The organism is Pseudomonas fluorescens (assembly GCF_003732425.1).
Classification (GTDB): Bacteria; Pseudomonadota; Gammaproteobacteria; order Pseudomonadales; family Pseudomonadaceae; genus Aquipseudomonas; species Aquipseudomonas fluorescens_BE.
Genome location: NZ_MOBX01000015.1, coordinates 606219 through 631577 on the forward strand (window position 1 = coordinate 606219; position 25359 = coordinate 631577).

At 60.6% G+C, this 25359-nt stretch carries 23 protein-coding genes; 11 read left to right on the plus strand and 12 right to left on the minus strand.

Features of this window, described 5'->3' with window-relative positions; translation table 11 throughout:
- The first annotated feature begins 56 nt into the window (after nucleotides 1-56).
- From BK670_RS24730 to BK670_RS24750, 5 genes are all read left to right on the plus strand, one after another.
- Nucleotides 57-1817 (plus strand): ATP-binding protein, encoded by a 1761-nt coding sequence (locus BK670_RS24730; RefSeq protein WP_123453688.1) that lies wholly within the window; start codon nucleotides 57-59, stop codon nucleotides 1815-1817.
- The gene (locus BK670_RS24735; RefSeq protein ID WP_123453691.1) at nucleotides 1817-3139 is read left to right on the plus strand and encodes a sigma-54-dependent transcriptional regulator; all 1323 of its coding nucleotides are present in this window, start codon (nucleotides 1817-1819) and stop codon (nucleotides 3137-3139) included. Before BK670_RS24730 ends, BK670_RS24735 begins: the two co-directional genes overlap by 1 nt.
- Before the next feature lie 283 nt (nucleotides 3140-3422).
- Nucleotides 3423-4742 carry an MFS transporter gene (locus BK670_RS24740; RefSeq protein ID WP_123453693.1) on the plus strand — a complete coding sequence of 440 codons (1320 nt, stop codon included), beginning with the start codon at nucleotides 3423-3425 and terminating at the stop codon, nucleotides 4740-4742.
- Nucleotides 4743-5122: 380 nt separating this feature from the next.
- A complete protein-coding gene (locus tag BK670_RS24745) occupies nucleotides 5123-5455 on the plus strand; it encodes a hypothetical protein (protein WP_123453695.1) in 333 nt (110 codons plus the stop codon).
- 187 nt (nucleotides 5456-5642) lie between these two features.
- A complete protein-coding gene (locus BK670_RS24750) occupies nucleotides 5643-6272 on the plus strand; it encodes a flavin reductase family protein (RefSeq protein ID WP_123453697.1) in 630 nt (209 codons plus the stop codon).
- Nucleotides 6273-6276: 4 nt separating this feature from the next.
- Here BK670_RS24750 and BK670_RS24755 read toward each other — a convergent pair whose 3' ends face one another.
- Together BK670_RS24755 and BK670_RS24760 are read right to left on the minus strand one after the other, a co-directional pair.
- Nucleotides 6277-6519: a hypothetical protein gene (locus BK670_RS24755; RefSeq protein WP_095048247.1), complete on the minus strand. Its 243-nt coding sequence runs from the start codon at nucleotides 6517-6519 to the stop codon at nucleotides 6277-6279.
- Between the two features lie 43 nt (nucleotides 6520-6562).
- Nucleotides 6563-6916 carry an antibiotic biosynthesis monooxygenase family protein gene (locus tag BK670_RS24760; protein ID WP_123453699.1) on the minus strand — a complete coding sequence of 118 codons (354 nt, stop codon included), beginning with the start codon at nucleotides 6914-6916 and terminating at the stop codon, nucleotides 6563-6565.
- A 397-nt stretch (nucleotides 6917-7313) separates the two neighbouring features.
- Here BK670_RS24760 and BK670_RS24765 point away from each other — a divergent pair, with 397 nt between their 5' ends.
- Nucleotides 7314-8243, plus strand: coding sequence for an AraC family transcriptional regulator (locus BK670_RS24765; protein ID WP_123453701.1), 930 nt, complete (start codon nucleotides 7314-7316; stop codon nucleotides 8241-8243).
- A 135-nt stretch (nucleotides 8244-8378) separates the two neighbouring features.
- On the opposite strand, the gene BK670_RS24770 is transcribed toward BK670_RS24765, so the two are convergent.
- The 6 genes from BK670_RS24770 to BK670_RS24800 form a co-directional block, all read right to left on the minus strand.
- Nucleotides 8379-9434: an ABC transporter ATP-binding protein gene (locus tag BK670_RS24770; protein WP_123453703.1), complete on the minus strand. Its 1056-nt coding sequence runs from the start codon at nucleotides 9432-9434 to the stop codon at nucleotides 8379-8381.
- Nucleotides 9435-9447: 13 nt separating this feature from the next.
- The gene (locus BK670_RS24775) at nucleotides 9448-10296 is read right to left on the minus strand and encodes an ABC transporter permease (RefSeq protein ID WP_093430532.1); all 849 of its coding nucleotides are present in this window, start codon (nucleotides 10294-10296) and stop codon (nucleotides 9448-9450) included.
- Nucleotides 10293-11201, minus strand: coding sequence for an ABC transporter permease (locus BK670_RS24780; RefSeq protein ID WP_123453705.1), 909 nt, complete (start codon nucleotides 11199-11201; stop codon nucleotides 10293-10295). Before BK670_RS24780 ends, BK670_RS24775 begins: the two co-directional genes overlap by 4 nt.
- Before the next feature lie 200 nt (nucleotides 11202-11401).
- Nucleotides 11402-12505 carry an ABC transporter substrate-binding protein gene (locus tag BK670_RS24790; RefSeq protein ID WP_093430534.1) on the minus strand — a complete coding sequence of 368 codons (1104 nt, stop codon included), beginning with the start codon at nucleotides 12503-12505 and terminating at the stop codon, nucleotides 11402-11404.
- 217 nt (nucleotides 12506-12722) lie between these two features.
- Complete coding sequence (locus BK670_RS24795; protein WP_123453709.1) at nucleotides 12723-14174, minus strand: aldehyde dehydrogenase family protein; 1452 nt, start codon at nucleotides 14172-14174, stop codon at nucleotides 12723-12725.
- A complete protein-coding gene (locus BK670_RS24800) occupies nucleotides 14171-15808 on the minus strand; it encodes a 5-guanidino-2-oxopentanoate decarboxylase (RefSeq protein WP_123453711.1) in 1638 nt (545 codons plus the stop codon). Before BK670_RS24800 ends, BK670_RS24795 begins: the two co-directional genes overlap by 4 nt.
- A gap of 228 nt (nucleotides 15809-16036) precedes the next feature.
- Between BK670_RS24800 and BK670_RS24805 the strand changes: the two genes are divergently transcribed.
- Nucleotides 16037-16918, plus strand: coding sequence for a LysR substrate-binding domain-containing protein (locus BK670_RS24805; RefSeq protein ID WP_123453713.1), 882 nt, complete (start codon nucleotides 16037-16039; stop codon nucleotides 16916-16918).
- Between the two features lie 212 nt (nucleotides 16919-17130).
- Here BK670_RS24805 and BK670_RS24810 read toward each other — a convergent pair whose 3' ends face one another.
- Entirely contained in the window at nucleotides 17131-17745 is a 615-nt protein-coding gene (locus BK670_RS24810; RefSeq protein WP_123453716.1) for an NAD(P)-dependent oxidoreductase, read from the minus strand.
- 217 nt (nucleotides 17746-17962) lie between these two features.
- Nucleotides 17963-18841: an MBL fold metallo-hydrolase gene (locus tag BK670_RS24815; protein ID WP_123453719.1), complete on the minus strand. Its 879-nt coding sequence runs from the start codon at nucleotides 18839-18841 to the stop codon at nucleotides 17963-17965.
- Nucleotides 18842-18955: 114 nt separating this feature from the next.
- Here BK670_RS24815 and BK670_RS24820 point away from each other — a divergent pair, with 114 nt between their 5' ends.
- Both BK670_RS24820 and BK670_RS29705 read left to right on the plus strand, forming a co-directional pair.
- The gene (locus BK670_RS24820) at nucleotides 18956-19861 is read left to right on the plus strand and encodes a LysR family transcriptional regulator (RefSeq protein WP_221178380.1); all 906 of its coding nucleotides are present in this window, start codon (nucleotides 18956-18958) and stop codon (nucleotides 19859-19861) included.
- 159 nt (nucleotides 19862-20020) lie between these two features.
- Nucleotides 20021-20197, plus strand: coding sequence for a hypothetical protein (locus BK670_RS29705; protein ID WP_008085463.1), 177 nt, complete (start codon nucleotides 20021-20023; stop codon nucleotides 20195-20197).
- 134 nt (nucleotides 20198-20331) lie between these two features.
- On the opposite strand, the gene BK670_RS24825 is transcribed toward BK670_RS29705, so the two are convergent.
- Entirely contained in the window at nucleotides 20332-21216 is an 885-nt protein-coding gene (locus BK670_RS24825) for a helix-turn-helix domain-containing protein (RefSeq protein ID WP_123453723.1), read from the minus strand.
- 177 nt (nucleotides 21217-21393) lie between these two features.
- Here BK670_RS24825 and pobA point away from each other — a divergent pair, with 177 nt between their 5' ends.
- Nucleotides 21394-22587 (plus strand): 4-hydroxybenzoate 3-monooxygenase, encoded by a 1194-nt coding sequence (gene pobA, locus BK670_RS24830; protein WP_123453725.1) that lies wholly within the window; start codon nucleotides 21394-21396, stop codon nucleotides 22585-22587.
- A gap of 79 nt (nucleotides 22588-22666) precedes the next feature.
- Entirely contained in the window at nucleotides 22667-24184 is a 1518-nt protein-coding gene (locus BK670_RS24835; RefSeq protein ID WP_123453727.1) for an MDR family MFS transporter, read from the plus strand.
- A gap of 85 nt (nucleotides 24185-24269) precedes the next feature.
- Here the strand turns inward: BK670_RS24835 and BK670_RS24840 are convergent, their stop codons facing one another.
- Entirely contained in the window at nucleotides 24270-25118 is an 849-nt protein-coding gene (locus BK670_RS24840) for a cache domain-containing protein (RefSeq protein ID WP_123453729.1), read from the minus strand.
- Nucleotides 25119-25359 lie beyond the last annotated feature (241 nt).

Consider the following 25359-nt stretch of genomic DNA (forward strand, 5'->3'; position numbering starts at 1 on the left):
GAAAACGCTGACAGCATGCTATCGTGCCCGCCCGACTTGTCATCCATTTGCCCAGTATGCTGCCGACTTCCCGTACCCTGCGTCTGTCGTTGTATACCCTGCTGATCATCGCCGGCACGGCGATTGCCGCGACGCTTGCCATCCGTCACGCCGAACGTCAGGCGCTTGAGGAAGACGCGGCGCGCGCCAGCCAGCAACTGGCGCTCTACGCCAACTCGCTGCACACCCTGATCGACCGCTACCGCGCCCTGCCCGCCGTGCTGGCACTCGATCCGCAATTACGCTCGGCGCTGGCCGGTCCTGTGGATACCGAGCAACAAGCCGCGCTGAATCTCAAACTGGAGAAGATCAACGGCGCGGCGCAATCCTCGACCCTTGAACTGCTCGATCACACCGGCCTTGCCGTGGCCGCGAGCAACTGGCGCCTGCCAAGCAGCTACGTCGGCCACAACTACGGGTTTCGCCCGTATTTCAGCCAGACCCGCACCCAGGGTACCGGACGTTTTTATGCGGTGGGCGTGACCAGCGGCATACCCGGCTACTTCCTCTCCAGCGCGGTGCTGGGCGAAAACGACGAGTTCCTCGGCGCGATGGTGGTCAAGCTGGAATTCCCCGAGCTGGAGCGGGAGTGGAGCCAGGGCAATGACACCTTGCTGGTCAGCGATGCACGCGGGATTATCTTCATCGCCAATCAACCGGGCTGGCGTTATCGCGCTCTGCGGCCGTTGAGCGCCAGCGATCAGGCCGAGATCAAGAGCACGCGTCAGTACGACAAGCAATCGCTGGTGCCCCTGACCCACTTATCGTTGCGCCGCTTCGATGACAACAGCGACCTGCGCCGGGTCGAGGGTCCGCAGGGCACGGCGGATTATTTGTGGGAATCGCTGCCACTGACGACCGAAGGCTGGACCTTGCACCTGTTGCGCCGCCCGCAAGTAGCCTTCGAAGATTTGCGCAATGCCGCCCTCGCCGCCGCCGGGGTGTGGCTGGCGCTGGTGTTCTTGCTGTTGTTCCTCAACCAGCGCTGGCGTCTGGCCAAGGTGCGCCAGCGCAACCGCGAAGAGCTCGAACATCTGGTCGAGGAGCGCACCCGCGACCTGCGTACCGCTCAGGAAGGTCTGGTGCAATCGGCCAAACTCGCCGCGCTGGGGCAGATGTCCGCCGCCCTCGCCCACGAAATCAATCAGCCGCTGACCGCCCAGCGCATGCAACTGGCGACCTTGCGTTTGCTGCTCGAACATGGCCGTGTCGATGACGCGTACAAGGCGCTGAAACCGGTGGACGATATGCTCACGCGCATGGCCGCCCTCACCGGCCACCTCAAGACGTTCGCGCGCAAAAGCCCCAGCGGTTTGCGCGAGCGGCTGGACCTGGCCACGGTGGTCGATCAGTCGCTGCACTTGCTCGATACGCGGCTGCGTGACGAGCAGGTCAGTCTGGTGCTGCACCTGACGCGTCCGGCGTGGGTACGCGGTGATGCAATTCGGCTCGAACAGGTGCTGATCAACCTGCTGCGCAACGCCCTCGATGCGATGCAGGGCAAGCCGTGCAAGCGTCTGGAAATTCGCCTGGAAGCCGATGAACAACTTTGGCGTCTGAGTGTGATCGACAACGGCGGTGGCATTGCTGAAGAACACCTGAGCCAGGTGTTCGATCCGTTCTTCACCACCAAACCGGTGGGTGACGGTTTGGGTCTCGGCTTGGCGGTATCTTTCGCTATCGTGCATGAATCCGGCGGCCGCCTGAGCGTCGAGAATGGTGACAGCGGCGCGGTGTTCAGCCTGACTTTGCCGATCGATCTGGAGGCACACATCTGATGCTCAATTCAGTGATGGTGGTCGATGACGAAAGCAGCATTCGCAGCGCCGTCGAGCAGTGGCTGAGTCTGTCGGGGTTCGAGGTGCAACTGTTCAGCCGTGCCGAGGAGTGCCTCGCCGCGCTGCCTGCGCACTTTGCCGGGGTGATCCTCAGCGACGTGCGCATGCCCGGCATGGGCGGTCTGGCGTTATTGGCCGAAGTGCAGAAACGCGATGCCGATCTACCGGTGATTCTGCTCACGGGTCATGGCGATGTACCGATGGCCGTCGAAGCGATGCGCGACGGCGCCTACGACTTTCTGGAAAAACCGTTCAGCCCGCAAACCCTGCTCGGCAGCTTGCGCCGGGCGCTGGACAAACGCTGGCTGATCCTGGAAAACCGTGCCCTGCACGAGCAGGCCGACAACCGCGCGAAACTCGATGCGACGTTGCTCGGCGTGTCCCGTGGCCTGCAGACCCTGCGTCGGCAAGTGCTGGACCTGGCGGCGTTGCCGGTCAATGTGTTGATCCGTGGCGAAACCGGCAGCGGCAAGGAACTGGTCGCGCGATGCCTGCATGATTTCGGCCCGCGTGCGGCCAAGCCGTTTGTGGCGCTGAACTGCGCGGCGATACCTGAGCAGTTGTTCGAGGCGGAGTTGTTCGGTCACGAGAGCGGCGCGTTTACCGGCGCCTCGGGCAAACGCATCGGCAAGCTGGAATACGCCGACGGCGGCACCTTGTTTCTCGATGAAATCGAAAGCATGCCGCTGGCGCAACAGGTGAAACTGCTGCGCGTGTTGCAGGAACAAAAGCTTGAACGGCTGGGTTCGAACCAGAGCATTCGCGTTGATCTGCGCATTGTCGCAGCGACCAAACCCGACCTGCTCGATGAAGCCCGGGCCGGACGTTTTCGTGAGGATCTGGCCTATCGTCTGAACGTCGCCGAACTGCGCTTGCCGCCATTGCGCGATCGCCGCGAAGACATTCCGCTGCTGTTCGAAACCTTCGCCCACAATGCCGCTGCCCGCCTGGGCCGCACCTTTCCCCCCTTGAGTGGCGCGCAATTGAGCCATCTGCTCAGCCACGACTGGCCGGGCAATGTGCGCGAACTGGCCAACGTTGCCGAACGTCAGGTGTTGGGGCTGGATGAACCGGTGGAGGGGATTGATCCGGGACAATCCTTGGCAGCGCAGCAGGAAGCGTTTGAGGCGCAGTGCTTGCGCGCGGCGCTGACCCGGCACAAGGGTGATGTGAAAGCGGTGCTGGAAGAACTGCAACTGCCGCGCCGCACGTTCAATGAAAAGCTGCAGCGACATGGGTTGAGTCGGGAGATGTTTCTGTAGCGCCTGTACTGCCCCCTTCGCGAGCAGGCTCGCTCCCACCTTTGAAATGCATTCCCCTGTGGGAGCGAGCCTGCTCGCGAAGACGTCAGCAGATCCCCGTAAATGCCCAGATGCATAAGCAAATTTCCGCTCGTAAGTAGCTACCAATAAGCGGATTTCCGCTCACCCAATCCCGTCACCCCCTCTAAACCGGCCCTCCCCCCGTTGGCACACCTCCTGCTATAGCCCTCGCAGGCTGCGTTTCGACGCGCTCCACAAAAACAATTAAACGAAGGATCCTTCAATGGATAACTCCAACACCCTGCCACTTGGGTCGGCTGCCGTGCCGGCCAAAGAAAGAACCACCGCCAGCCGGATCAAATCGATCTTCAGCGGTTCCGTCGGCAACATGGTCGAGTGGTACGACTGGTACGTGTATGCCGCCTTCTCCCTGTACTTCGCAAAAACCTTCTTCCCCGCCGGTTCCACCACTGCCCAACTGATGAACACCGCCGCAATTTTCGCCGTCGGTTTTCTGATGCGCCCGATCGGTGGCTGGCTGATGGGCATGTACGCCGACAAGGTCGGCCGTAAAAAAGCCCTGATGGCGTCGGTTTACCTGATGTGCTTCGGCTCGCTGTTGATCGCCCTCAGCCCAAACTACGAAACCATCGGCATCGGCGCGCCGATCCTGTTGGTGTTCGCCCGTCTGCTGCAAGGCCTGTCGGTCGGTGGCGAATACGGCACCTCGGCGACTTATCTCTCGGAAATGGCGACCAAGGAACGTCGCGGCTTCTTCTCCAGTTTCCAGTACGTGACGCTGATTTCCGGCCAGCTCATCGCCCTGGGCGTATTGATCGTGCTGCAGAACGTGCTGACCACGGAACAGCTGTACGCATGGGGCTGGCGTATTCCGTTCGCCATCGGCGCGCTGTGTGCGGTGGTGGCGCTGTACCTGCGTCGTGGCATGGAAGAAACCGAGTCGTTCACCAAGAAAGAGAAATCCAAGGAAAGCGCCATGCGCACCTTGATGCGCCACCCCAAAGAGCTGTTGACCGTGGTCGGCCTGACCATGGGTGGCACCCTGGCGTTCTACACCTACACCACCTACATGCAGAAATACCTGGTGAACACCGTCGGCATGAGCATCTCCGACTCGACCACCATTTCTGCCGCCACGCTGTTCCTGTTCATGTGCCTGCAACCGATCATCGGTGGCCTCTCGGACAAGATCGGTCGTCGTCCGATCCTGATCGCCTTTGGCGTGCTGGGGACGATCTTCACCGTGCCAATCCTGATGACCCTGCACACCATTCAGACCTGGTGGGGCGCGTTCTTCCTGATCATGGCGGCGCTGATCATCGTCAGCGGCTACACCTCGATCAACGCGGTGGTGAAAGCTGAATTGTTCCCGACGGAAATCCGCGCGCTGGGCGTTGGCCTGCCGTACGCACTGACCGTGTCGATCTTCGGCGGCACCGCTGAATACATCGCGCTGTGGTTCAAGAGCATCGGCATGGAAACCGGTTACTACTGGTATGTGACGGCGTGCATCGCGGTGTCGTTGCTGGTGTACATCACCATGAAGGACACCCAGAAGCATTCGCGGATCGTGACTGACTGATCGCGTTTCACAGCCACTGCAACGGTGGCTGTGATGGACTCTTCGCGAGCAGACTCGCTCCCACATCTGGAATGCATTTCCCTGTGGGAGAGAGCCTGCTCGCGATTGGGTCACCGCGTTATCCAGACCTGCATGAAAAATCCCTCACACACGCCGCACAGCGATTAATCGCTAATTAATGCTGCCCCTGCATCCTGCAATCACCTGATCGATGACCTGCGCGACGCTCGCTTCGACGACGCAAGCGATTTAAATACGCCGCCCTTAATATCGAGTTAATCGATTGTTTTTAGCATTATTTTGCGCTTTTCAATCAATTTAATTGGCGTAGCATTAAACCCATGCAAGACACACCCGCCAACGAATCTGGAGTAACCGACATGAAAACCAAACTGATCCTTGCCTTCGCCCTGTCCGTACTGGCTGCCAACACCTTCGCCGCCGACGGTTACGACCGCACGGGTTCCGCCGTTGCTGCTGATGGTTATGACCGCACCGGTTCTGCTGCTGTCGCTGAAAATGGCTATGACCGTACCGGCTCCGCGACCTTCGCTGAAGATGGCTACGACCGCACTGGCTCCGCGACTTTCGCTGAAGATGGCTATGACCGCACCGGCTCCGCGACCTTCGCTGAAGACGGCTACGACCGCACTGGCTCCGCGACTTTCGCTGCCGACGGTTATGACCGCACTCAATCGGCTGCCATCAGCTAACCCCTACTGTAAAGCGCACAGCCCGGCTTCGGCCGGGCTTAGTCATTTCTGGGCGATGACAATGTTCCGAACCCCACAAAAATCCCCTGTAGGCCTTCGCCTACAGGGGATTGGGGTTTGGCTGGAAATATGTGGGGCAGCCTTGCACTATGGCTCCCTTCAGAACGCAGCCTCAGGATCACCCGCCATGCCCGATGACATCCATTTCTACGAACCCGCCAACGGCCACGGCCTGCCCCACGATCCGTTCAATGCCATCGTCGGCCCACGCCCGATCGGCTGGATTTCTTCACAGGATGCCCACGGCCAGTTGAACCTGGCGCCGTACAGCTTCTTCAACGCCTTCAACTACATTCCGCCGATCATTGGTTTTTCCAGCGTCGGGCGTAAAGACAGCCTGAACAATATCGAGCAAACCGGCGAATTCGTCTGGAACCTCGCCACCCGCCCGTTGGCCGAGCAGATGAACCAGAGCTGCGCAATGGTCGCGCCTGAGGTCAACGAATTTGAATTGGCGGGATTGACGACGGTGGCGTCAAAAGTGATTTCGGTGCCACGGGTCGCCGAAAGTCCGGTGTCCTTCGAGTGCAAGGTCACGCAGATCATTCAGTTGCAGCGCGCCGATGGCGAAACCGTGCCGAGCTGGCTGATCCTCGGCGAAGTGGTCGCCGTGCATATCGCCAAGTGGCTGTTGAAGGACGGCATCTACGACACCGCCGCAGCAGAACCGATTCTGCGCGGCGGTGGGCCGGCGGATTACTTCCAGCTGGGGCCGGAGGCCCTGTTCAAGATGTGGCGTCCGGGCGCGAACAAGTAACGCGTTACCAGATCAACTCGGCGTCTTCAGTGACGCCCTTGAGGTTATCCAGCTCATTGATGGCCGCTTCATCGGCGGCAATGGCGCCGGGGAAAATCTGGTCATTCAACAGTTTGTGAAAGCGTGGTGCACCGCCATCGACCAGGGCCTTGACCGCGATTGCCGCGTGATAGCCCTTGTTGCCGCCCAACTCGACGGGGACGACTGCGGAAACTGCTTCGAAGTGCTCGAACTCTTTACGTGCCATGTCACATATCCCGGCTCAGACAAACAAGCCGGACATTAAACCCTCAACCGACGAGTTTGTGTACCGGCGCCGGGCATTGACCGAGGGCTTGCGCCGCCGACACGTCTTTGAACGTGTGGAAATCGAGGCTGTTGACCACCAGTTCCTGCACCAGCTCGGCGAAAATTTCCATCGCCGGGCTGTTGAAGTAGTGGGTCATCATTTGCTGGCTGCTCCAGAACCCGCAGACCAGCCACAACTCGGGATCACACTGCGAATGCTGCAAGGCAAAGCTCAGGCAACCGGGGGCGGCGCGGGACGGCTCGATCAACGCGCTCAGGCGTACACCGAGTTCCGCCGAACGCCCGGCGCGCGCTCGAACGAAGGCCATATGACTGACGGGAATCTGCTTGGACATGTTCAACCCTCCCAGGGAGTCGCGTGGCAGCCGGGGGACGGGCTGCGACAGGATCAAAGGTTAAGGGCCGCACGCCGGGCGCCGTTAGTCGATTTCTGCCGTCGCGTTGCACAATCCTGCGAGACTGCATGCAGGACCTGTAACAACCTGTAAAACTGCGTCACACGTCTGTCATGCGCGTTTTGTGTAGGAGCTGCCGAAGGCTGCGATCTTTTGATTTTGCCTTAAAGATCAACAGATCGCCGCCTTCGGCAGCTCCTACAGGGTTGGATCGCGGCAGGCGCGGAAACACCCCGGGGCAGAATCAGGCAAGCATTTCGCAGGATGTGTCTACCGCTGGCGCTTGCACAAACATATGCTCTGCTCCATTCCACCTCCCCTGCCGAGGATGCCGTGCATGACGTCATTCGATCGTTTTCAAGCCAAACCCACCGCTGACATGGAAAAACAGCGCGCGGAACTGGCGGCGATCATCCGCCGCAACACCACCGACGATGGCAGCTACGAGACCGCCATCGGCTCGCTGTTCATGTCGCGTCACACCCGATCCCACGACTTCGCCCCGGTGCTTGCGCAACCGGCGCTGTGCATCATGGCGCAGGGACGCAAAGAGGTGCGGCTGGCCGACGAGTTCTTCAATTACGACCCGCTGAATTATCTGGTGGTGTCGGTTTCGATGCCGTTGAGCGGGCGCGTGGTCAATGTCTCGCCGCAAGAACCGATCCTCGCCGTGCGCCTGGATATCGACCCGACCGAAATCACCGCGCTGATCGCTGACGCCGGCCCGATGGGCGTGCCGACCCGGCCGACCGGGCGTGGTTTGTATGTCGAACAGATCGACAGCTCCATGCTCGATGCGGTGCTGCGTCTGGCGCGCCTGCTCGATGCGCCGAAAGACATCGCCATGCTCGCGCCGTTGATTCGCCGGGAGATTCTTTATCGCTTGCTGCGCAGCCCGCAGGGGCATCGCTTGTATGAGATCGCGATTGCCAACAGTCAGAGCCACCGCATCAGCCAGGCAATCAAATGGCTCAACGGCAACTTCGAACAACCGCTGCGCATCGATGACCTGGCGAAAGAAGTGAACCTCAGCGTGTCGACCTTGCATCACCGCTTCAAGGCGATGACGGCGATGAGTCCGTTGCAGTATCAGAAGCAGTTGCGCCTGCAAGAAGCGCGGCGCCTGATGCTGGCCGAAGGGCTGGAAGCGTCGGCGGCGGGGTATCGCGTCGGGTATGAAAGTCCGTCGCAGTTCAGCCGCGAGTACAGCCGCTTGTTTGGTGCGCCGCCGTTAAGGGATCTGGCGCGGTTGCGGCTGTCAGTCTGATCCAGACTTTGCTTTGTATCGACTGACGCTTTCGCGAGCAGGCTCGCTCCCACATTGGATCTGTGATCGACACAGATCCCCTGTGGGAGCGAGCCTGCTCGCGAAGAGGCCAGAATGATCAGCGAAAAATCCGGATCAGCCCCCCAACACCCGACACGCCTCCGCCGGCAACGTGACCGACACCGGATGGCCGATCCCCAATCCGATCCCCTGACACGGCGTACTCAACGCCGTAAACGTCACGCCGGAACACTCCACCGTCGTCTCGATGGTCGCGCCGATATCGCGCACGAACGTCACTTTGCCGAGCAAACGATTACCCGCCGTGGCCTGCGCTGCCGACAGTTGCAGGTCTTCCGGACGAATCAGCATTTTCACTTTCTGCCCGACGACGATGCTGCTGCAGATCGGCACTTGCAGCGCGTCGCCACCCGGCAGGCTGACCTTGCCGTCGCCCAGTGCCGTGGCCGGGAAGATGTTGCCCGAACCAATGAAGTCAGCGACAAACTCGTTGGCCGGGTGCCGATAGATTTCAATCGGCGTACCGACCTGCTGCACCTTGTGCTCGCCCAGCACCACGACGATATCGGCCATGGTCATCGCTTCGCGCTGATCGTGGGTGACCATGATCGTGGTGATGTTCAAGCGCTGTTGCAATTGACGGATTTCCACCTGCATCGATTCGCGCAACTTCGCATCGAGTGCCGACAGCGGTTCGTCGAGCAGGAGGATTTTCGGGTGCGAAGCAATCGCCCGGGCGATCGCCACGCGTTGGCGCTGACCACCGGAGAGCTTCGCCACCGGACGATCGATCATCGCTTGCAGCTGAATCAACTCCAGCAACTCGACCACGCGCTTGTGCTGATCAGCCTTGCTGACGCCGCGCAGTTTCAGTGGGTAGGCGATGTTCTCGCCGACGGTCATGTGCGGGAACAGCGCCAGCGACTGAAAGACCATGCCGAAATTACGCAGGTGCGCCGGGGTCTGGCCGATGTCCTCACCGTCCAGGCGAATCTCGCCGCCAGTGAGGGTTTCCAGCCCGGCGATCATCCGCAACAAGGTGGTTTTACCGCAGCCGGACGGGCCGAGGAAACACACCAGTTTGCCTTCCGGCAAATGCAGGTTGACGTCTTGTACCGCGCACGCCGAGCCGTAGAATTTCTCGACGTTTTCCAGAATCAGACCAGTCATGTTGCACCTCAAATCAAAAGGAAACGCCGCCCTCGCCGACCAGCTTCTCCAGCGCCCAGATCAGGACGAAGTCGATCAGCACGATCAGCACGGCAAACGAGAACACGGTAGGGTCGAGCGATGACACGGTGCGGCTGTACATCCAGATCGGCACGGTCATGACGTCGATGGTGTAGAGGAAATAGGTCACGGTGAATTCGTTGAACGAGACGATGAACGCCAGCAGCATCCCCGCGAGAATCCCCGATTTCATCAACGGCACCACCACATCGACAATTGCACGCAATGGCGAAGCACCGAGCATCCGCGCCGCTTCCTCGACTTCGCTGCCGATGGAAAGCATCGCTGCGGTGCAGTTCTTCACCACAAACGGCAGCGCCAGAATCACGTGGGCAATCACCAGCCGCGAAGTGGTCAGGTGGAACGGCAGGCTGTCGAACACCAACAGCAAGGCCAGGCCCAGCACCACCATCGGGAACACCAGCGGCAGCGACATCAGTTGCAGCGCCACGGCTTTGCCACGGAACTCGCAACGGGTCAGCGCATAGGCGGCAGGCACCGCGATCAGCGTGGCAAAAACCATGGTCAGGCACGACACCAACAGGCTGGTGGCCATCGCCTGACCGAGGCTGAGCACGTCGCTGGCATCCGGCGACACGAAGGTGTGCCAGGCCGCTTTGTACCATTGCAGGCTATAGCTGCTCGGCGGGAAGTCGAGGTTTGACGCACCGCTGAACGACATGACGATCATGGTCAGGATCGGCAACACCGCCAGCAGCAGAATGAAGCCGGAGAGGATGCCGGCGAACTTGCCGGTTTCGCCAGGCAGCAGCGCCATGCGCTTCTTGGTCAGAGCACTCATTGCGAAGCCTCCAGCAGACGCCGACGGCGGCCAGTGATGTATTCGGACAGGGTCATGATCGCCAGCGTGGTGATAATCAGCACGACACCGGCTGCCGACGCGGCGGGCCAGTTCATCAGCGGCGCGATCTGGTCATGCACCATCACCGCGAGCATCGGCACGCGACGGCCACCGAGCAGCAACGGCACCACGAAGCTGCTGGCGTTGTAGGCGAACACCAGCGTCGCGCCGGTGATGATCCCCGGCAGGCTCATCGGTAGCACCACTTGGCGGAACACCTGAAAACGGCTGGCGCCGAGGGTCGCAGCGGCCTCTTCATAAGTACGCGCCACACCGCGCATAGCACTGGCAATCGGCAGCACGGCGAGCGGAAACGCGGTTTGCACCAGGCCCATCAACACGCCGTTCTGGTTGTACAGCAACATGATCGGGCGCTTGATCAGGCCGAGTCCCATCAGCGCCTGATTGAGCATGCCGCCGGGGCCGAGAATCACCAGCCAGCCGTAGCTTTGCAGCAGCAGGTTGACCAGCAACGGCAGCAGCACCGCTGCGAGGAATATCCGCCGCAGAAACGGCGAGGTCAGCCGCGACATGGTGTACGCCACCGGGATCGCCAGCACCACGGCAATCACCGCGCTGATAAGCGCCAGACGCAAAGTCAGCAGCAAGGATTTCAGGTAATAGGGTTCGAGCAACTGGGCGTAACTGGCCAGGCTGAAACCGCTCCACTCGGCGCCTTTGGTGCCGACGCTCATGCGCAGCACCAGCAGGCTGGCGGCGATCAGCACGCCGAGAAACAGCATCGACGGCGTGAGGAAAAACCACGCCCGCGCGGTCGGCGAAACACCGCGCACCGGGCGCATGGCCGCGGCGCCGACCGGTTGGGTCAGGGATTGATGTTCCATAGCAATGATCTCGTCAATGGAAAACAACAGGATGCAAATCCGGGCAAAAACCTGTGGCGAGGGAGCTTGCTCCCGCTGGGGCGCGAAGCGGCCCCATCAATGAGTGAATGCACTCGCGAGGTTGCCGTTCAGATTGCGGCAGCTTCGCAGCCGAGCGGGAGCAAGCTCCCTCGCCACAAAAGATCTTCAGGTCTCGGAAATCAGGAAGAAAAAATTTCCGTATAGCGACGAATCCATTGGTCATGCACGGTGGCCAGGAAGGCGTTGTCGTGCATGATCGCCTTCTCGGCAATTTGCTCCGGCGTGAGGATGAACGGGCTCTTGCGCGCTTCGGCGGAGATGATCGCCTTGGCGTTGACCGGGCCGTTGAAGATGTCTTCGGCCATCTTGCCCTGCACCAGCGGGTCGAGGGAGTGGTCGATAAACGCGTAAGCCAGATCGGTGTCGCCCGGACGGTTCTTCGGCATCACCGAGAGCATCAGGTCGGTGTAGAACCCTTCCTTCATGCCGAACGTAGCGCCGAGGCCGTAGTTCGGATCGCGAATCTGTTTGGGGAAAAATGCCGGGGCGTACAAGCCGCCCATGTCCAGCGAACCGGTGCGGAACAGTTCGGCAATCTGGTTCGGGTTTTCGCCCAACGTCACCACACGATCCTTGAGTTCGGCGAGCTTCTTGAAGCCCGGTTCGATGTTGTGTTCGTCACCGCCGGCGAGTTTCGCGGCGATGATGATCAGGTCCATCGCCTCGGTCCAGTTCGGCGGCGGCAGGAAAATGTTCGGAGCCAGATCGGCATCCCACAACGCGGCGTAACTGCTCGGCGCTTCTTTCTGGGTGCGGGTGCTGTAGACCAGACTGTTGCACCACAACAGGTAACCGATGCCGTGACCATTGGCGCCGGTACGGTATTTTTCCGGGACGTCGACCAGGTTGGGAATACGGTTGAGGTCGGGTTTTTCCAGCAATCCGGCAGCGGCCAGACCTTCGGCACCGACACCTGCCAACGTGATGATGTCGTACTGCGGACGATCACCGCCGGCCTTGAGTTTGGCGACCATTTCCGAGGTGCTGCCGGTGCGGTCGGCGATGACCTTGGCGCCGGTCTTGGCTTCGAACGTGGCGGCGATGTTGCGCAGTGCGGCGAGGCCAGTGTCATCCGACCAGGTCAGCAAGCGCAGGGTCTTGCCGGCGAAACGGGTGTCGCTGGCGCTGGCCCGAATGAAGGGCATGCTCAGGGCGGCCGCCGCCACCGAGGCGACGCCGACGGTTTTAATGAATTGACGCCTGTTCAGATCGTGCTCGCCCATGACGGACTCCCTTTGTTCTTTTAAGTATGAGGTTGGTCGCAACCGTTGCATCCGCGCGGCCGGATCCGCTGAAGGCCTTGTTTTCAAAGGCCTGCAGCGCTGCCGACGGGTTCATCCTGAGGTCGTGCAAAACACCTGACTATCGATAAAAACTCATTGAAGCCATGACGCCGACGCATGCCTCGTTGCGAGGCATGCGCTCACCTTTTTCGGGCGTTCAGAGCGCCCGGATCACGTGTTTGATTTCCTGAAACGCGGCCAGGCCCCACGGCCCCAACTCGCGGCCGATGCTGCTCTGCTTGTAACCGCCCCACGCCGTCTGCGGGAAGATCACTTGCGGCGCGTTGAGCCACACCAGCCCCGCCTGCAGGGCGTTGGCGACACGCTCGGCGGTCTCGGCGTTACGCGTCACCACACTGGCGACCAGGCCGAATTGGCTGTCGTTGGCCAGGGCAATTGCCTCGGCTTCGCTGCTGAAACTGCGCACGCACAGCACCGGGCCGAAAATCTCTTCGCACCACAGCGCACTGTCGAGGGGCACGTCGGTGAACACGGTCGGCTGCAAAAAATAACCGCGCGGCAGATCTGCCGGACGATTGCCGCCGCACACCAGCTTCGCGCCAGCGCTCAGCCCCCGGTCGATGTGACCAAGCACACGCTGGTATTGCGCCTGATTGACCAGTGCGCCCATCTCGACGTCCGGGTCGAACGGATCCGCCACGCGAATCGCCTGCGCACGCTTTTGCAAACGCGCGATGAATTCCTCCGCCAGTTCCTCGGCGACCAACACGCGACTGGTGGCCGAGCACATCTGCCCGGCGTTGAAGAAGCCGCCGCCGCAGGCCAGCTCGACCGCCAGTTGCAGATCGGCATCTTCGAGCACCAGCAGCGAAGATTTGCCGCCCAATTCCAGGCTCACGCCCTTCACCGTTTCGGCGGCACGCTGCATCACCTGGACACCGACTGCGTTGCTGCCAGTGAAAGAAATCTTGGCGATGCGCGGATCCGCCGACAGCGGCGCCCCCACCGCCAGACCGGTGCCGCAAACGACGTTGAACACGCCTTTGGGCAGGCCGGCTTCGGCGATGATCGCCGCCAGTTCCAGCTCTGGCAGCGGCGTGACTTCCGACGGTTTGAGCACCACGCAACATCCGGCGGCCAGCGCCGGCGCGAGTTTCCACGCGGTGGTGACCATGGGGAAATTCCACGGCACGATCAGCCCGACCACACCGCATGGTTCGCGGCGCAGACGTGCGCTGAAATCATCGCTGGGCAGCGGCACATTGCTGTCTTGTCTGGCGTCGAGACCTTCGGCGAGTTCGGCGTAGTACTCGAATGTGGCGATCACATCGTCGACGTCGATGGCCGCTTCGAACTGCGGTTTGCCGTTGTTGCTCGACTGCAACTTCATCAAATGATCGCGACCGTTGCGCACGCCATTGGCGATGTTGCGCAGCATCGCGCCGCGCTCGGCGCCAGTGGTTTTCGACCAGTCCTTGAACGCTGCAGTTGCAGCGGCGACGGCTTGATCAACCGCGTGCTCGTCACCGCCATTGACCGTGGTCAGCAACGCCTCGGTGGCCGGGTTGATCACGCGCAGATGTTCACGACCAGCCGACCATTGGCCGTTGATGTAGAGGCCGTCGAGTGTGGTTGGAAAACTGATCATTGGGCCACCGCCTGCATCCACTGGCTCTGGTCGATTTCGATCACGGTCGGGCCTTGACGATCGGTGGCGGCACGCAGCGCACTGCGCAGTTGGTCCACTGAGCTGATCGCTTCAGCCGCGCAGCCGAGGGCCTTGGCCACACCGATGAAATCCGGGGTGTAGATGTCGACGCCGACTGGCTCAATGGCGCGGTTGACCATGTATTTCTTGATCTCTTCGTAGCCCTGGTTATTCCACAGCAGGACGATCACCGGGGTGCGCGCTTCGACGGCGCTGGCCAGTTCCGGCAGGGTGAATTGCAGACCGCCGTCGCCGATCAGGCACACCACTGGCGGACGGGCGCCCTTATCGGGCTGTCCACCGAGCCACGCGCCAATCGCTGCCGGCAACGCATAGCCGAGCGTGCCGTAACCGGTCGACGAGTTGAACCAGCGACGCGGGCGCTCCGGGTTAAAGGTGAGGTTGCCGGTGTAGACCGGTTGCGTGGAGTCGCCGACGAACACTGCGTTCGGCAACTCGTGCAGTACGGTTTCGAGGAAACGGGTTTGCGCCAGGGTCGGTGCATCCCAGGTCGCGGCCAGATCATTACGCAGACGCGCGGCGCGCACCTGGCCCCAATCGTTACGGCGCTCGGCCAGCGCTGTGTGCGACAAGGCACTGAGCAGCGCTTGAGCGGCGTTGCGCGAATCGGCAACCAGGGCGATGTGTGGCGGATAGTTGCGCACGGTCTGATCGGCGTCGATGTCGATGCGCAGCAGTTTGCCGGGAATCTCGAAACCACCAGCGAAGGTTACGTCGTAATCGGTTTCGGCCAGTTCGGTGCCGATCGCCAGTATCACATCGGCATCGGCGACCAGTGCGCGGGTGGCGACCAGGCTTTGCGTCGAGCCGATCAGCAGCGGATGCGTCGACGGCAACAGGCCTTTGGCGTTGATGGTCAGCGCTACAGGTGCGTCGAGCAGTTCGGCCAGTTCGGTGAGTTCGGCAGCAGCATCGATGGCACCGCCACCGGCGAGAATCAAGGGACGCTGAGCGCCGGCCAGCAACTCGCTCATGCGGCTCACGGCAGCGGGCGCGGCACCGGCGCGGTTGATGTTGACCGGAACGCTGGCGAGCAGCTCATCGGCCTCTTCCACCAACACGTCCAGCGGAATTTCGATGTGCACCGGGCGCGGACGCCCGGCCTGGAACAAGGCGAATGCGCGAGCGAGCACGCCGGGCAATTCCGACGCCGACATCAGGGTGTGGGAGAACGCCGCGACGCCTGCAACCAGTGCGCTCTGGTTCGGCAACTCGTGCAGCTTGCCGCGCCCGCCACCCAACTGGTTGCGGCTCTGCACGCTGGAGATCACCAGCATCGGGATCGAATCGGCATAGGCCTGGCCCATCGCGGTGGTGATGTTGGTCATGCCCGGGCCGGTAATGATGAAGCACACACCCGGTTTGCCGCTGGTGCGCGCATAACCGTCGGCCATGAAACCGGCGCCCTGCTCATGCCGTGGGGTGACGTGGTTGATGCTCGAACGGGCCAGCCCGCGATACAGCTCCACGGTGTGCACCCCGGGAATGCCGAACACCTGCTCGACGCCATAACCTTCGAGTAACTTGACCAGTACTTCACCACACGTCGCCATATCGATTGCCCTTCTTGTTCGCTGAAAACACAGGGCCTTTCTGTAGGAGTGAGCCTGCTCGCGATAGCGTCTTCACATTCAACACTGCGGTGACTGACTCACCGCTATCGCGAGCAGGCTCACTCCTACAGAGGGCCCTTCATGGGTTCATTGAACGGTCGACAGGTAGCGGCAACAATCGATTAAAAGTCATACTAGCCATGTCCTCACGTCATACCTTGGATCCACATGAAACGACTGCCTCCCCTGCCCGCCCTGCATACGTTTCTGATTACTGCGCAGTGCTGCAACTTCACCCGGGCCGCCGAGCAGTTGCACATCACCCAGGGCGCGGTGAGCCGGCAGATCGCCGGGCTGGAAGATCATCTGGGGTATGAACTGTTCATTCGTCTGGCACGCGGTCTGGAGCTGACGGCCGAAGGGCGTGAGTGGTTGCCACGGGTGGAGAAGGTCTTTGGCCTGATCACCGAGGCCACCGAGCAGATCGGCCTCAAGCGCGAAACCCTGCAACTCAAGGCCCCCAGTTGTGTGATGCGCTGGCTAGTGCCACGCCTGCTGCAATGGCAAAAGGAACGTCCGGATGTGCCGGTCAAACTGACCACCACCCTCGCCCATGGCGTCGACTTTCAGCGTGAGCAATTCGATGCGGCGGTGATCTACGGAACGCCGCCGGACAACTCCTCGACCGCGCTGCATCTGTTCGATGAACAACTGACCCCGGTTTGCTCACCCGCACTGTTGAAAGGCCCACCGGCACTGTCCGAGCCGGCTGATCTGCAACAGCATCTGTTGTTGCATCCGACCCGCGATATCCACGACTGGAGCGTGTGGCTGACAGCGGCCGAGCTGCAATTGAGCAATGTGAATATGGGCCAGCATTTCGAAACGCTGGATCAGGCGATGTCGATGGCGTCTCACGGCACGGGGGTGGCGATTGGTGATTGGTCGTTGATCGGCGACGACTTGCATGCGGGACGGCTGGTGATGCCGTTTGAGTTGAAGGTGAAGACGGGGCTGGCGTATTACGTGGTGGTGCCTGCGGGAACCGAGCCTTCGCCGCAGCTAGAAGAACTGATGATATGGCTGGTGGAGCAGGCGCATTTGCGGTGAGGCTTTTTCCCTCACCCTCACCCTAACCCTAACCCTAACCCTCTCCAGAGGGAGAGGGGACTGATTGTGGGTTGCTGAAGAAATACACCGACCTGAAAATGCGTTACCGAATCCATAATCGACTCGATCACTCAGGTCGATGTACAACGCCAGACAACTCGGTCGGCTCCCTCTCCCTAGGGAGAGGGCTGGGGTGAGGGGCAAGGATTCACTCAATACCCGACAGTAAACCGCTGACGCGAATGCTTCGGCGTTTCCACCTCGTCGATCAGCGCAATTGCGTAATCGGCAAAGGTGATCCAGCTACGTCCCTCGGCGCTCACCAGCAAATGATCCTTGCCGACACGGAAACTACCCGTGCGCTCACCTTCAACAAACTCTGCCGAAGGCGACAGGAAGGTCCAGTCCAGATCGTTCTCCTGACGCAACGCCTCAAGAAACGCCGCACCAGCATTGGCTTCAGCTTTGTACTCGGCCGGGAACCCCGCACTGTCGATCACCCGCGTGTCGTCCGGCAGCAACAGCGAAGCGGCACCGCCCACCACCAACAAACGCTTTACGCCGGCCTGCTTAACCGGCCCGACAATTGCCGCCGCAGGCACGGTGGCAAAATGCGCGGCGGTGATCACCACATCGTGACCGGCTACTGCGTTTTGCAGCGCGGCCGATTCCAATACATCGACATTCTTGCTGACCACACCGGCACGGGCGCCGATCTTCGAGGTATCGCGGGCGATAGCCGTGACGCTATGGCCACGACGCAGGGCTTCTTCCAGCAGTTGGCTACCGGCACGACCGGTGGCCCCAATGATTGCGATCTTGCTCATGACATTCTCCAATTGGCTTGAGAGTTTCAACGAAGGCATAAATCTGATCTTGAGACGGTATTCCCTGTGGCGAGGGCGCTCGCTCCCGCTCGGCTGCGCAGCAGTCGCAAACCCTGCAACCAAGGTGGGCCGGCCACCATGCGGGGAGTGCTTCGCCCTCCAGCGGGAGCAAGCTCCCTCGCCACAAAAGCACTCCTCGGTACTTAGCTAAAGCGGCTTACCACTGCATTTCGCCCTTGGCGACTTTCGCGCTCAGCTCCAGCGAGCTTTCTTCGCCGAGTATCGGGTAGCGTTTTTTCATTGCATTGATCAGTGCGGTGGAATCTTTGGCCTTGGCGGTTTCCGCGTCGAAAGCCTTAATGTAGTCGGCGGTGAATTTCACGCTGGCCAACGAACGGCGGCTGTCGCCCAGGTAGTGACCCGGCACCACGGTGTTCGGTTTGAGGGTTTCGATCGAGTGCAACGTTTCCAGCCAGTCGGCGTGGGATTGCGCGGTCTGGGTATCAGCCATCCATACGTGGATGTTCTCGGCGACAACCACACCACCGACCACGGCTTTGAGCGACGGAATCCAAACGAAGCTGCGATCCGGCTGTTTGCCGTCGAGGCCGACGACCTGCAATTTATGCCCTTCGAGCATCAGGCTATCGCCCTTGAGCACACCCGGCACGATGGTTTTCGCTGGAACGTCGGCGCCCATTTTCGGGCCCCAGAAGGCCATTTTGCCGGCGACGGTTTTATTGATGTGATCAACCGTCGGTTGCGTGGCCAGTACCTTGGCCTCCGGGAATGCCTGGGTCAGGGTATCGAGGCCGAAGTAGTAATCCGGGTCGCCATGGCTGATGTAGATGGTGGTCAGGTGCTTGCCACTGGCGCGAATCTTTTCCACGACTTGTTCAGCCTGGGATTTGCCGAATTGCGCATCGACCAGGATCGCCTCTTTCTCGCCGCTGACCAGTACCGAGGTCACCGGGAAAATCGCATGTGTACCTGGGTTGTAGACATCAAGGGTCAGGTTGGCAGCCGCTGCGTGCGCGGCGAACCCCAGGGAAGCGGTGGCGAGTAGAACGCGTTTGAGTGTGCTGAAGCCGATCATCTGTTGCTCCGGTGTCCGAATGCCGTGTTTGGCGATGGAACAGAGCTTAGTTGCCTGACTCAGCACAAAAAATGCGATGCTTAGACATAGTTTGTTTCTGAAAACGGGCAAATCATGGATCGTCTCCAAGCAATGCGGGTGTTTGTCACCGTGGTGGATCTGGGCAGCCAGTCGGCAGCGGCCGATCATCTGGACCTGTCGCGGCCGGTGGTTTCACGTTATCTGGCGGAGCTGGAGGACTGGGTCGGCGCACGCCTGATGCACCGCACCACGCGCAAGCTAAGCCTGACCGCCGCGGGCAGCGAAATCCTGCCGCGCTGTCGGCAGATGATCGAACTCTCGACGGACATGCAGGCCGCCGTCAGCGAACCCCACGATGCCCCGCGCGGGTTGTTGCGGATCAGCGTCAGCACTTCGTTCGGCCAGGCCCAACTGGCGGATGCGATGGCCGCCTACGTCAAACGCTATCCGGGCGTGAGCATCGATCTGCAAATGCTCGATCGCACGGTGAATCTGGTGGATGAGCGCATCGATCTGGCGATTCGCACCAGTAACGATCTCGACCCCAACCTGATTGCCCGACGCTTGACCGTTTGTCGTTCGGTGGTCTGCGCCGCGCCGGCTTATCTGCGAGAACACCCGGCGCCGTTACGGGTCGAGGAACTGAGCCGACACAATTGCCTGACGCACTCGTACTTCGGCAAAAGCCTGTGGCATTTCGAGGAGGATGGCGAACCGGTTTCAGTACCGGTGCAGGGCAACATCAGCGCCAACGAGGCCAGCACGTTACTGCGTGCAACCCTGGCCGGCGCCGGGGTGGCGATGCTGCCGACCTATCAGGCCGGGGTGCATATTCACAGCGGTGAGCTGGTTCGACTGTTACCCCATGCCGAGCCGCGACAGATGAGCATCTATGCCGTGTACGCCTCGCGCAAACACATGCCGGCGGCGCTGCGCAGCATGCTGGATTTTCTGGTAGAGCGCTTTCCTGAAAGTCCGCAATGGGACGTTGATCTGTAAACCAGATCCAAAGTGGGAGCGAGCCTGCTCGCTCCCACAAAAGGTTCATCAGCGTGCTGAATGCCGTGGTAAATCCTCAAACGCCCTCGCTGGCAACTCCCCGCCGCTGACCTATGCTGAAAGTAATACCGCAGGGTATGTCGTTCAGAGGTCTACGCCATGAACATCAAAACAAGAAGGTACTTCGCGATTTTCATCACCTGCGCCGCCACGCTGGCGCTGTACGGCACCGCGGCCTGGCGGGTCGAACAGCTGCGACAGCTGCCGCGCGAGTATGCGAGCTGCAATTTCGAGCGCTGCATTCCGCACAATGCCACGCTGAATGCGTTGCGCTGATTTATCTGGCTGGAATGGATCCTGTGGGAGCGAGCCTGCTCGCGAATGCGGTGTACCAATCACCATCAATAGTGACTGATACACCGCATTCGCGAGCAGGCTCGCTCCCACAGTAGGCCGCAGCGCTTAGAGGGTTATTGTTCGGCCTTCAGACGGTCGCGGAACGCCTTTGGTGAAATCCCCACCCGGCGTCGGAACAGGCGCGTGAAGTTGGTCGGATCGGAAAACCCCAACAACTCCGACATCTCGTAAATCGTCATGCTGGTGTAGGTCAGCAAGCGCTTGGCTTCCAGCAACTGACGCTCGTGCATGATCTGCAACGCCGGTTGCCCCGCCAGTTCACGGCACGTGCCGTTGAGGTGCGATACCGAAATCCCCAGTCGATGCGCCAGGTCTTCGACCTTAACGTGCTGGCGATAAGTCTCCTCGACCAACTGAATAAAGCCATTGAGGTATTCGCGCTGACGCTGCGGCCGCTGACTGGCTTTGTGCCGCACGATCGCCTGACGGCTGACCCAGACCATGATCACGCTGACCAGCGAATGCATGAGCATTTCCCGCGCCGGTTGGTGGCCGTTGTACTCGGCCTGCAACGCCGAAAACAGGCTGTTGAGGTAATCGCCGTCCTGGCCGGCCGGGTAGTTTTCTGCGCTGGCCAGCGCGTGCACAGAATCACCCAGCTGTGCCTGCAAGTGATGGATCAGCGGTGTGGCAAGGGTAACGATGAACCCTTCGACGTCTTCGGAAAAACGAAAGCCATGCACCGATAGCGGTGGCAGCACTTGAATCGTCGGGGTTTCGAGTTGCGTGCGCTGACCTTCGATCTCAAGCTCTGCCTGACCTTTGAAGACGAAGAGCAACTGGCACAAATCAGCATGGCGGTGGGGTTTGATTTCCCACTGATGTTCGCGACTGCGGGAGGAAATGGTTTCACAGTGCAGCAAGTCGGGGGTCGGCCAGTCCAGGCTTTCACCGTAGAGCTTGAACACTGGAATCGAAGGCAGCTCAGGCTTGTTCATCACTTCAATCCAGGCCTCGGGGTTGTGGGCGATAATCGCACCGATTGGCAGAATGTACAGGTATCGGCTCAGTTTTCACCTTCAATTGACAGACCCGCAAGGGAAAAATGCAAGCACTCGATCCATAAAAATCATTCACCGGTCTTGGCCGCGTGAAGCTTGCGAGTCATAAAAACAATGAAAACGCTGAAAACCCAAGTCGCCATTATCGGCGCCGGTCCATCCGGATTGCTCCTCGGTCAGTTGCTGCACAACGCTGGCATCGACACCCTCATCCTCGAACGCCAGACGCCCGATTATGTCCTCGGGCGGATCCGCGCCGGGGTGCTTGAACAAGGCATGGTAGAGCTGTTGCGTCAGGCTGGCGTGAGTCAGCGCATGGACGCCGAAGGGCTGGTGCATGGCGGTTTCGATCTGGCCCTGGACGGGCGTCAGGTGCACATCGATCTGCACGCGCTGACCGGCGGCAAGAACGTGATGATCTACGGCCAGACCGAAGTTACCCGTGACCTGATGGCCGCTCGTCGGGAGGCTGGCGCGCCGACGATTTATCAGGCGGGTCACGTCGTTCCTCACGACATGAAAAGCGACGAAGCGTTTGTCACTTTCGAAAAGGATGGTGAAACCTGGCGCGTCGATTGCGATTACATCGCCGGTTGCGACGGTTTCCACGGCGTCGCTCGGCAGTCGATTCCGACCGATTGCCTGAAGGTCTTCGAGCGGGTTTATCCGTTTGGCTGGCTGGGCATTCTCGCCGACACGCCGCCGGTGCATGACGAGTTGGTCTACGCCCGTCATGAACGCGGCTTCGCCTTGTGCAGCATGCGTTCGGCGACCCGCACCCGCTATTACCTGCAAGTGCCGGCGGATGAAAACGTCGACGACTGGAGCGATCAGCGCTTCTGGGACGAGTTGAAAAATCGTCTGCCGGTGGCGCTTGCCGAGAAGCTGGTTACCGGCCCGTCGATCGAAAAAAGCATCGCGCCGCTGCGCAGTTTCGTCGTCGAGCCGATGCAGTACGGGCGAATGTTTCTGGTCGGCGACGCTGCGCATATCGTCCCGCCCACTGGTGCCAAGGGTTTGAATCTGGCCGCCAGCGACGTCAGTACGCTGTTCAATATTCTGCTGAAGGTTTACCGCGACGGGCGCACCGATCTGCTGGAGAAGTACTCGGAAATCTGCCTGCGTCGAGTGTGGAAAGCCGAACGTTTTTCCTGGTGGATGACTTCGATGCTGCATCGTTTCGACGATCACGATGACTTCAGCCAGCGCATCAGCGCCTCGGAACTGGACTACTTTGTCAGTTCAGAGGCAGGGCGAAAAACCATTGCAGAAAATTACGTCGGACTTCCGTACGAGGCTATCGAATAGCTTCCTATCGACTTACACTGGCGAGCATCCCCGCTCGCCTGACGATCTGCGGGACTCTCACAGCCCGCAGGTTTTGCCCGTGACCAATCTCAATCACCCCGAAACGCCCAAACCGGCCATTCGCAGCGTGCTGGTCGCGCTGATGATGGCGATCTTTCTCGGCGCGCTCGACCAGACCATCGTCGCCGTGTCGATGCCGGCCATCTCGGCTCAGTTCAAGGACGTCAGCCTGCTGGCCTGGGTGATTTCCGGGTACATGGTGGCGATGACCGTCGCGGTGCCGATCTACGGCAAGCTCGGTGACTTGTACGGGCGGCGCAAACTGATGCTGTTCGGCATGGGCCTGTTCACCCTCGCCTCACTGTTTTGCGGCATGGCGCAAAGCATGGAGCAACTGGTGCTGGCGCGAATCCTTCAGGGCATTGGCGCCGGCGGGATGATCTCGGTGAGTCAGGCGATCATCGGCGACATCGTGCCGCCGCGTGAACGCGGGCGTTATCAGGGTTACTTCAGCAGCATGTACGCAGTGGCCAGTGTCGCCGGCCCGGTACTCGGCGGTTACATGACCGAGTACCTGTCATGGCGCTGGGTATTTCTGATCAACCTGCCGCTGGGCCTCGGCGCCTGGTGGGTGGCGCGGCGCAATCTGCGTGGCCTGCCGATTCCGCAGCGCAAACCGATCATCGACTACCTCGGCACCCTGCTGATGATCATCGGCCTGACTGCTCTGCTGCTGGGCATTACTCAGGTGGGTCAGGGTCATGCGTGGCGCAGCAGTGAAGTGCTCGGTCTGTTCGCGTGTGCGGTGGTGGTGTTGGCGCTGTTTGTCTGGCACGAACGCCGCGCGCGGGAGCCGTTGCTGCCGATGCACCTGTTCGCCAATCGCAACGCGCTGTTGTGCTGGTGCACGATTTTCTTCACCAGTTTCCAGGCGATTTCGTTGATCGTGCTGATGCCGCTGCGCTTTCAGAGCGTCACCGGTGCCGGGGCTGACAGTGCAGCCTTGCACTTGCTGCCGCTGGCGATGGGGCTGCCGATTGGTGCGTTTTTCGCGGGCCGGCGTACGTCGATCACCGGGCGCTACAAACCGCAGATTCTGACCGGGGCGATGCTGATGCCCGTCGCGATAGTCGGCATGGCGTTCAGTCCGCCCGAGGCGACGCTGGTCAGTGGTCTGTTCATGTTGCTCTGCGGTATTTCCAGCGGCATGCAGTTCCCGACTTCGCTGGTCGGCACGCAAAACTCGGTAGAGCAACGCGACATCGGCGTGGCCACCAGCACCACCAACCTGTTTCGTTCCCTCGGCGGCGCAGTGGGTGTGGCGTTGATGTCAGCGCTGTTGCTGGCGTTGCTGCAGGACTCCAGTTTCGCCCATCTGGCGAGCAGTTCGCTGATGAGCGAGGGGCATTCGGGCAACGTCCTGCTCGATGGTCTGAACGCCGCGCCAGGTGATGCACAGAACGCCTTGCGTGCGGAGTTGCTGGTGACGTTCCGGCATTTGTTGTGGGTGAGTGCGGCGGTGTCGTTGCTCGGGTTGGCGGCGGCGATTGCAATGCCGAACAACCTGCTGCGCGGGCGTGAGCACGGCGCCAAATAACCGCAAAAGATCGCAGCCTTCGGCAGCTCCTACAGGGGGATGCATAACCCTGCAGGAGCTGCCGAAGGCTGCGACCTTTTGATCTTCAAGGGCTGTAGTAACCCACCGCGACGAGGAAGTGCCCGGCCTTCTTCAGGTAAGCATGCTTGTCCTCGACCTTGCCGGTCACCGGATTTTTCCAGCGGTACTCATACTCGCCGTCATCCTGCTTGGCCATCAGCGCCAGAATCGGCTCGCCCACCGGTTTGCCATCCGGATCCTTGATCTTGCCAAAGTCGGTGTTGATCAAGCGCAGATTGGTGCCGTGGGCAACGTAACGCTGGGTGTTCAGATCGACCACGAACACATACAGGTCATCCTGCAAGTAGCCGCCCTTGAGCGAGTTGATCGCGGTCAGTGTGCCCTTCTCGTCTTTACCCAAATCAGCCGCCGCTTTCTCGAGCAGCGCCTTGGCCTGCTCGGCCGAGGCTCTTGGCAAGTAGTACCCCACCGCCAGAATCCGCTGGCCGATGCGCTGGTAGTACACGTGCTTGCGCTCGACCTTGCCATCCGACCAGTTCTGCCAACGGTATTCGGCCTGCTGGATACCGTTGCCCTCCGGCACCATCAACGCTTGTTTGAAGGCTTTCTGCAGATCCGGGCCAAGGACTTCACTGACGTCACGACCGATCAACGCCGATGAAGGTCCGCCGCTGGCAAGCATCACGCCTTTGGTGTCGACGACGAACACGTAGCGATCCTTGTCGACGAACTCGCCCTGGCGGCTGAACGCGGCGAACGCTTTGTCGCCGTTGTCGTAGTAATAAGCCAAGGCTTTTTCCAGCAAAGCAATGGCGGCCTGACTGTCATCCTTGGCGGTCGTGGCGGCGCTGGCCTGGCCGAAACCGGCCAGTAACATCACGCTGAGCCAGGCCACTTTATGCAAAAACCCCATAGCGCATCCCTCGTTCTTGTTGGTGTTTCAAGAGCGTAGACGGCTTGGGGTGATGTACGAGTATTCAGAATGATGCAGGGGATTACAGAGTCCCCTCTGTGACAAAGGAGACTCCTGTGGTGAGGGGATTTATCCCCGATGGGTTGCGCAGCAGCCCCAAAACCTGAGCACTCGATATCATTGGAGGAATGCAGGGGAGCGCTTCGCACTCCATCGGGGATAAATCCCCTCGCCACAGGGT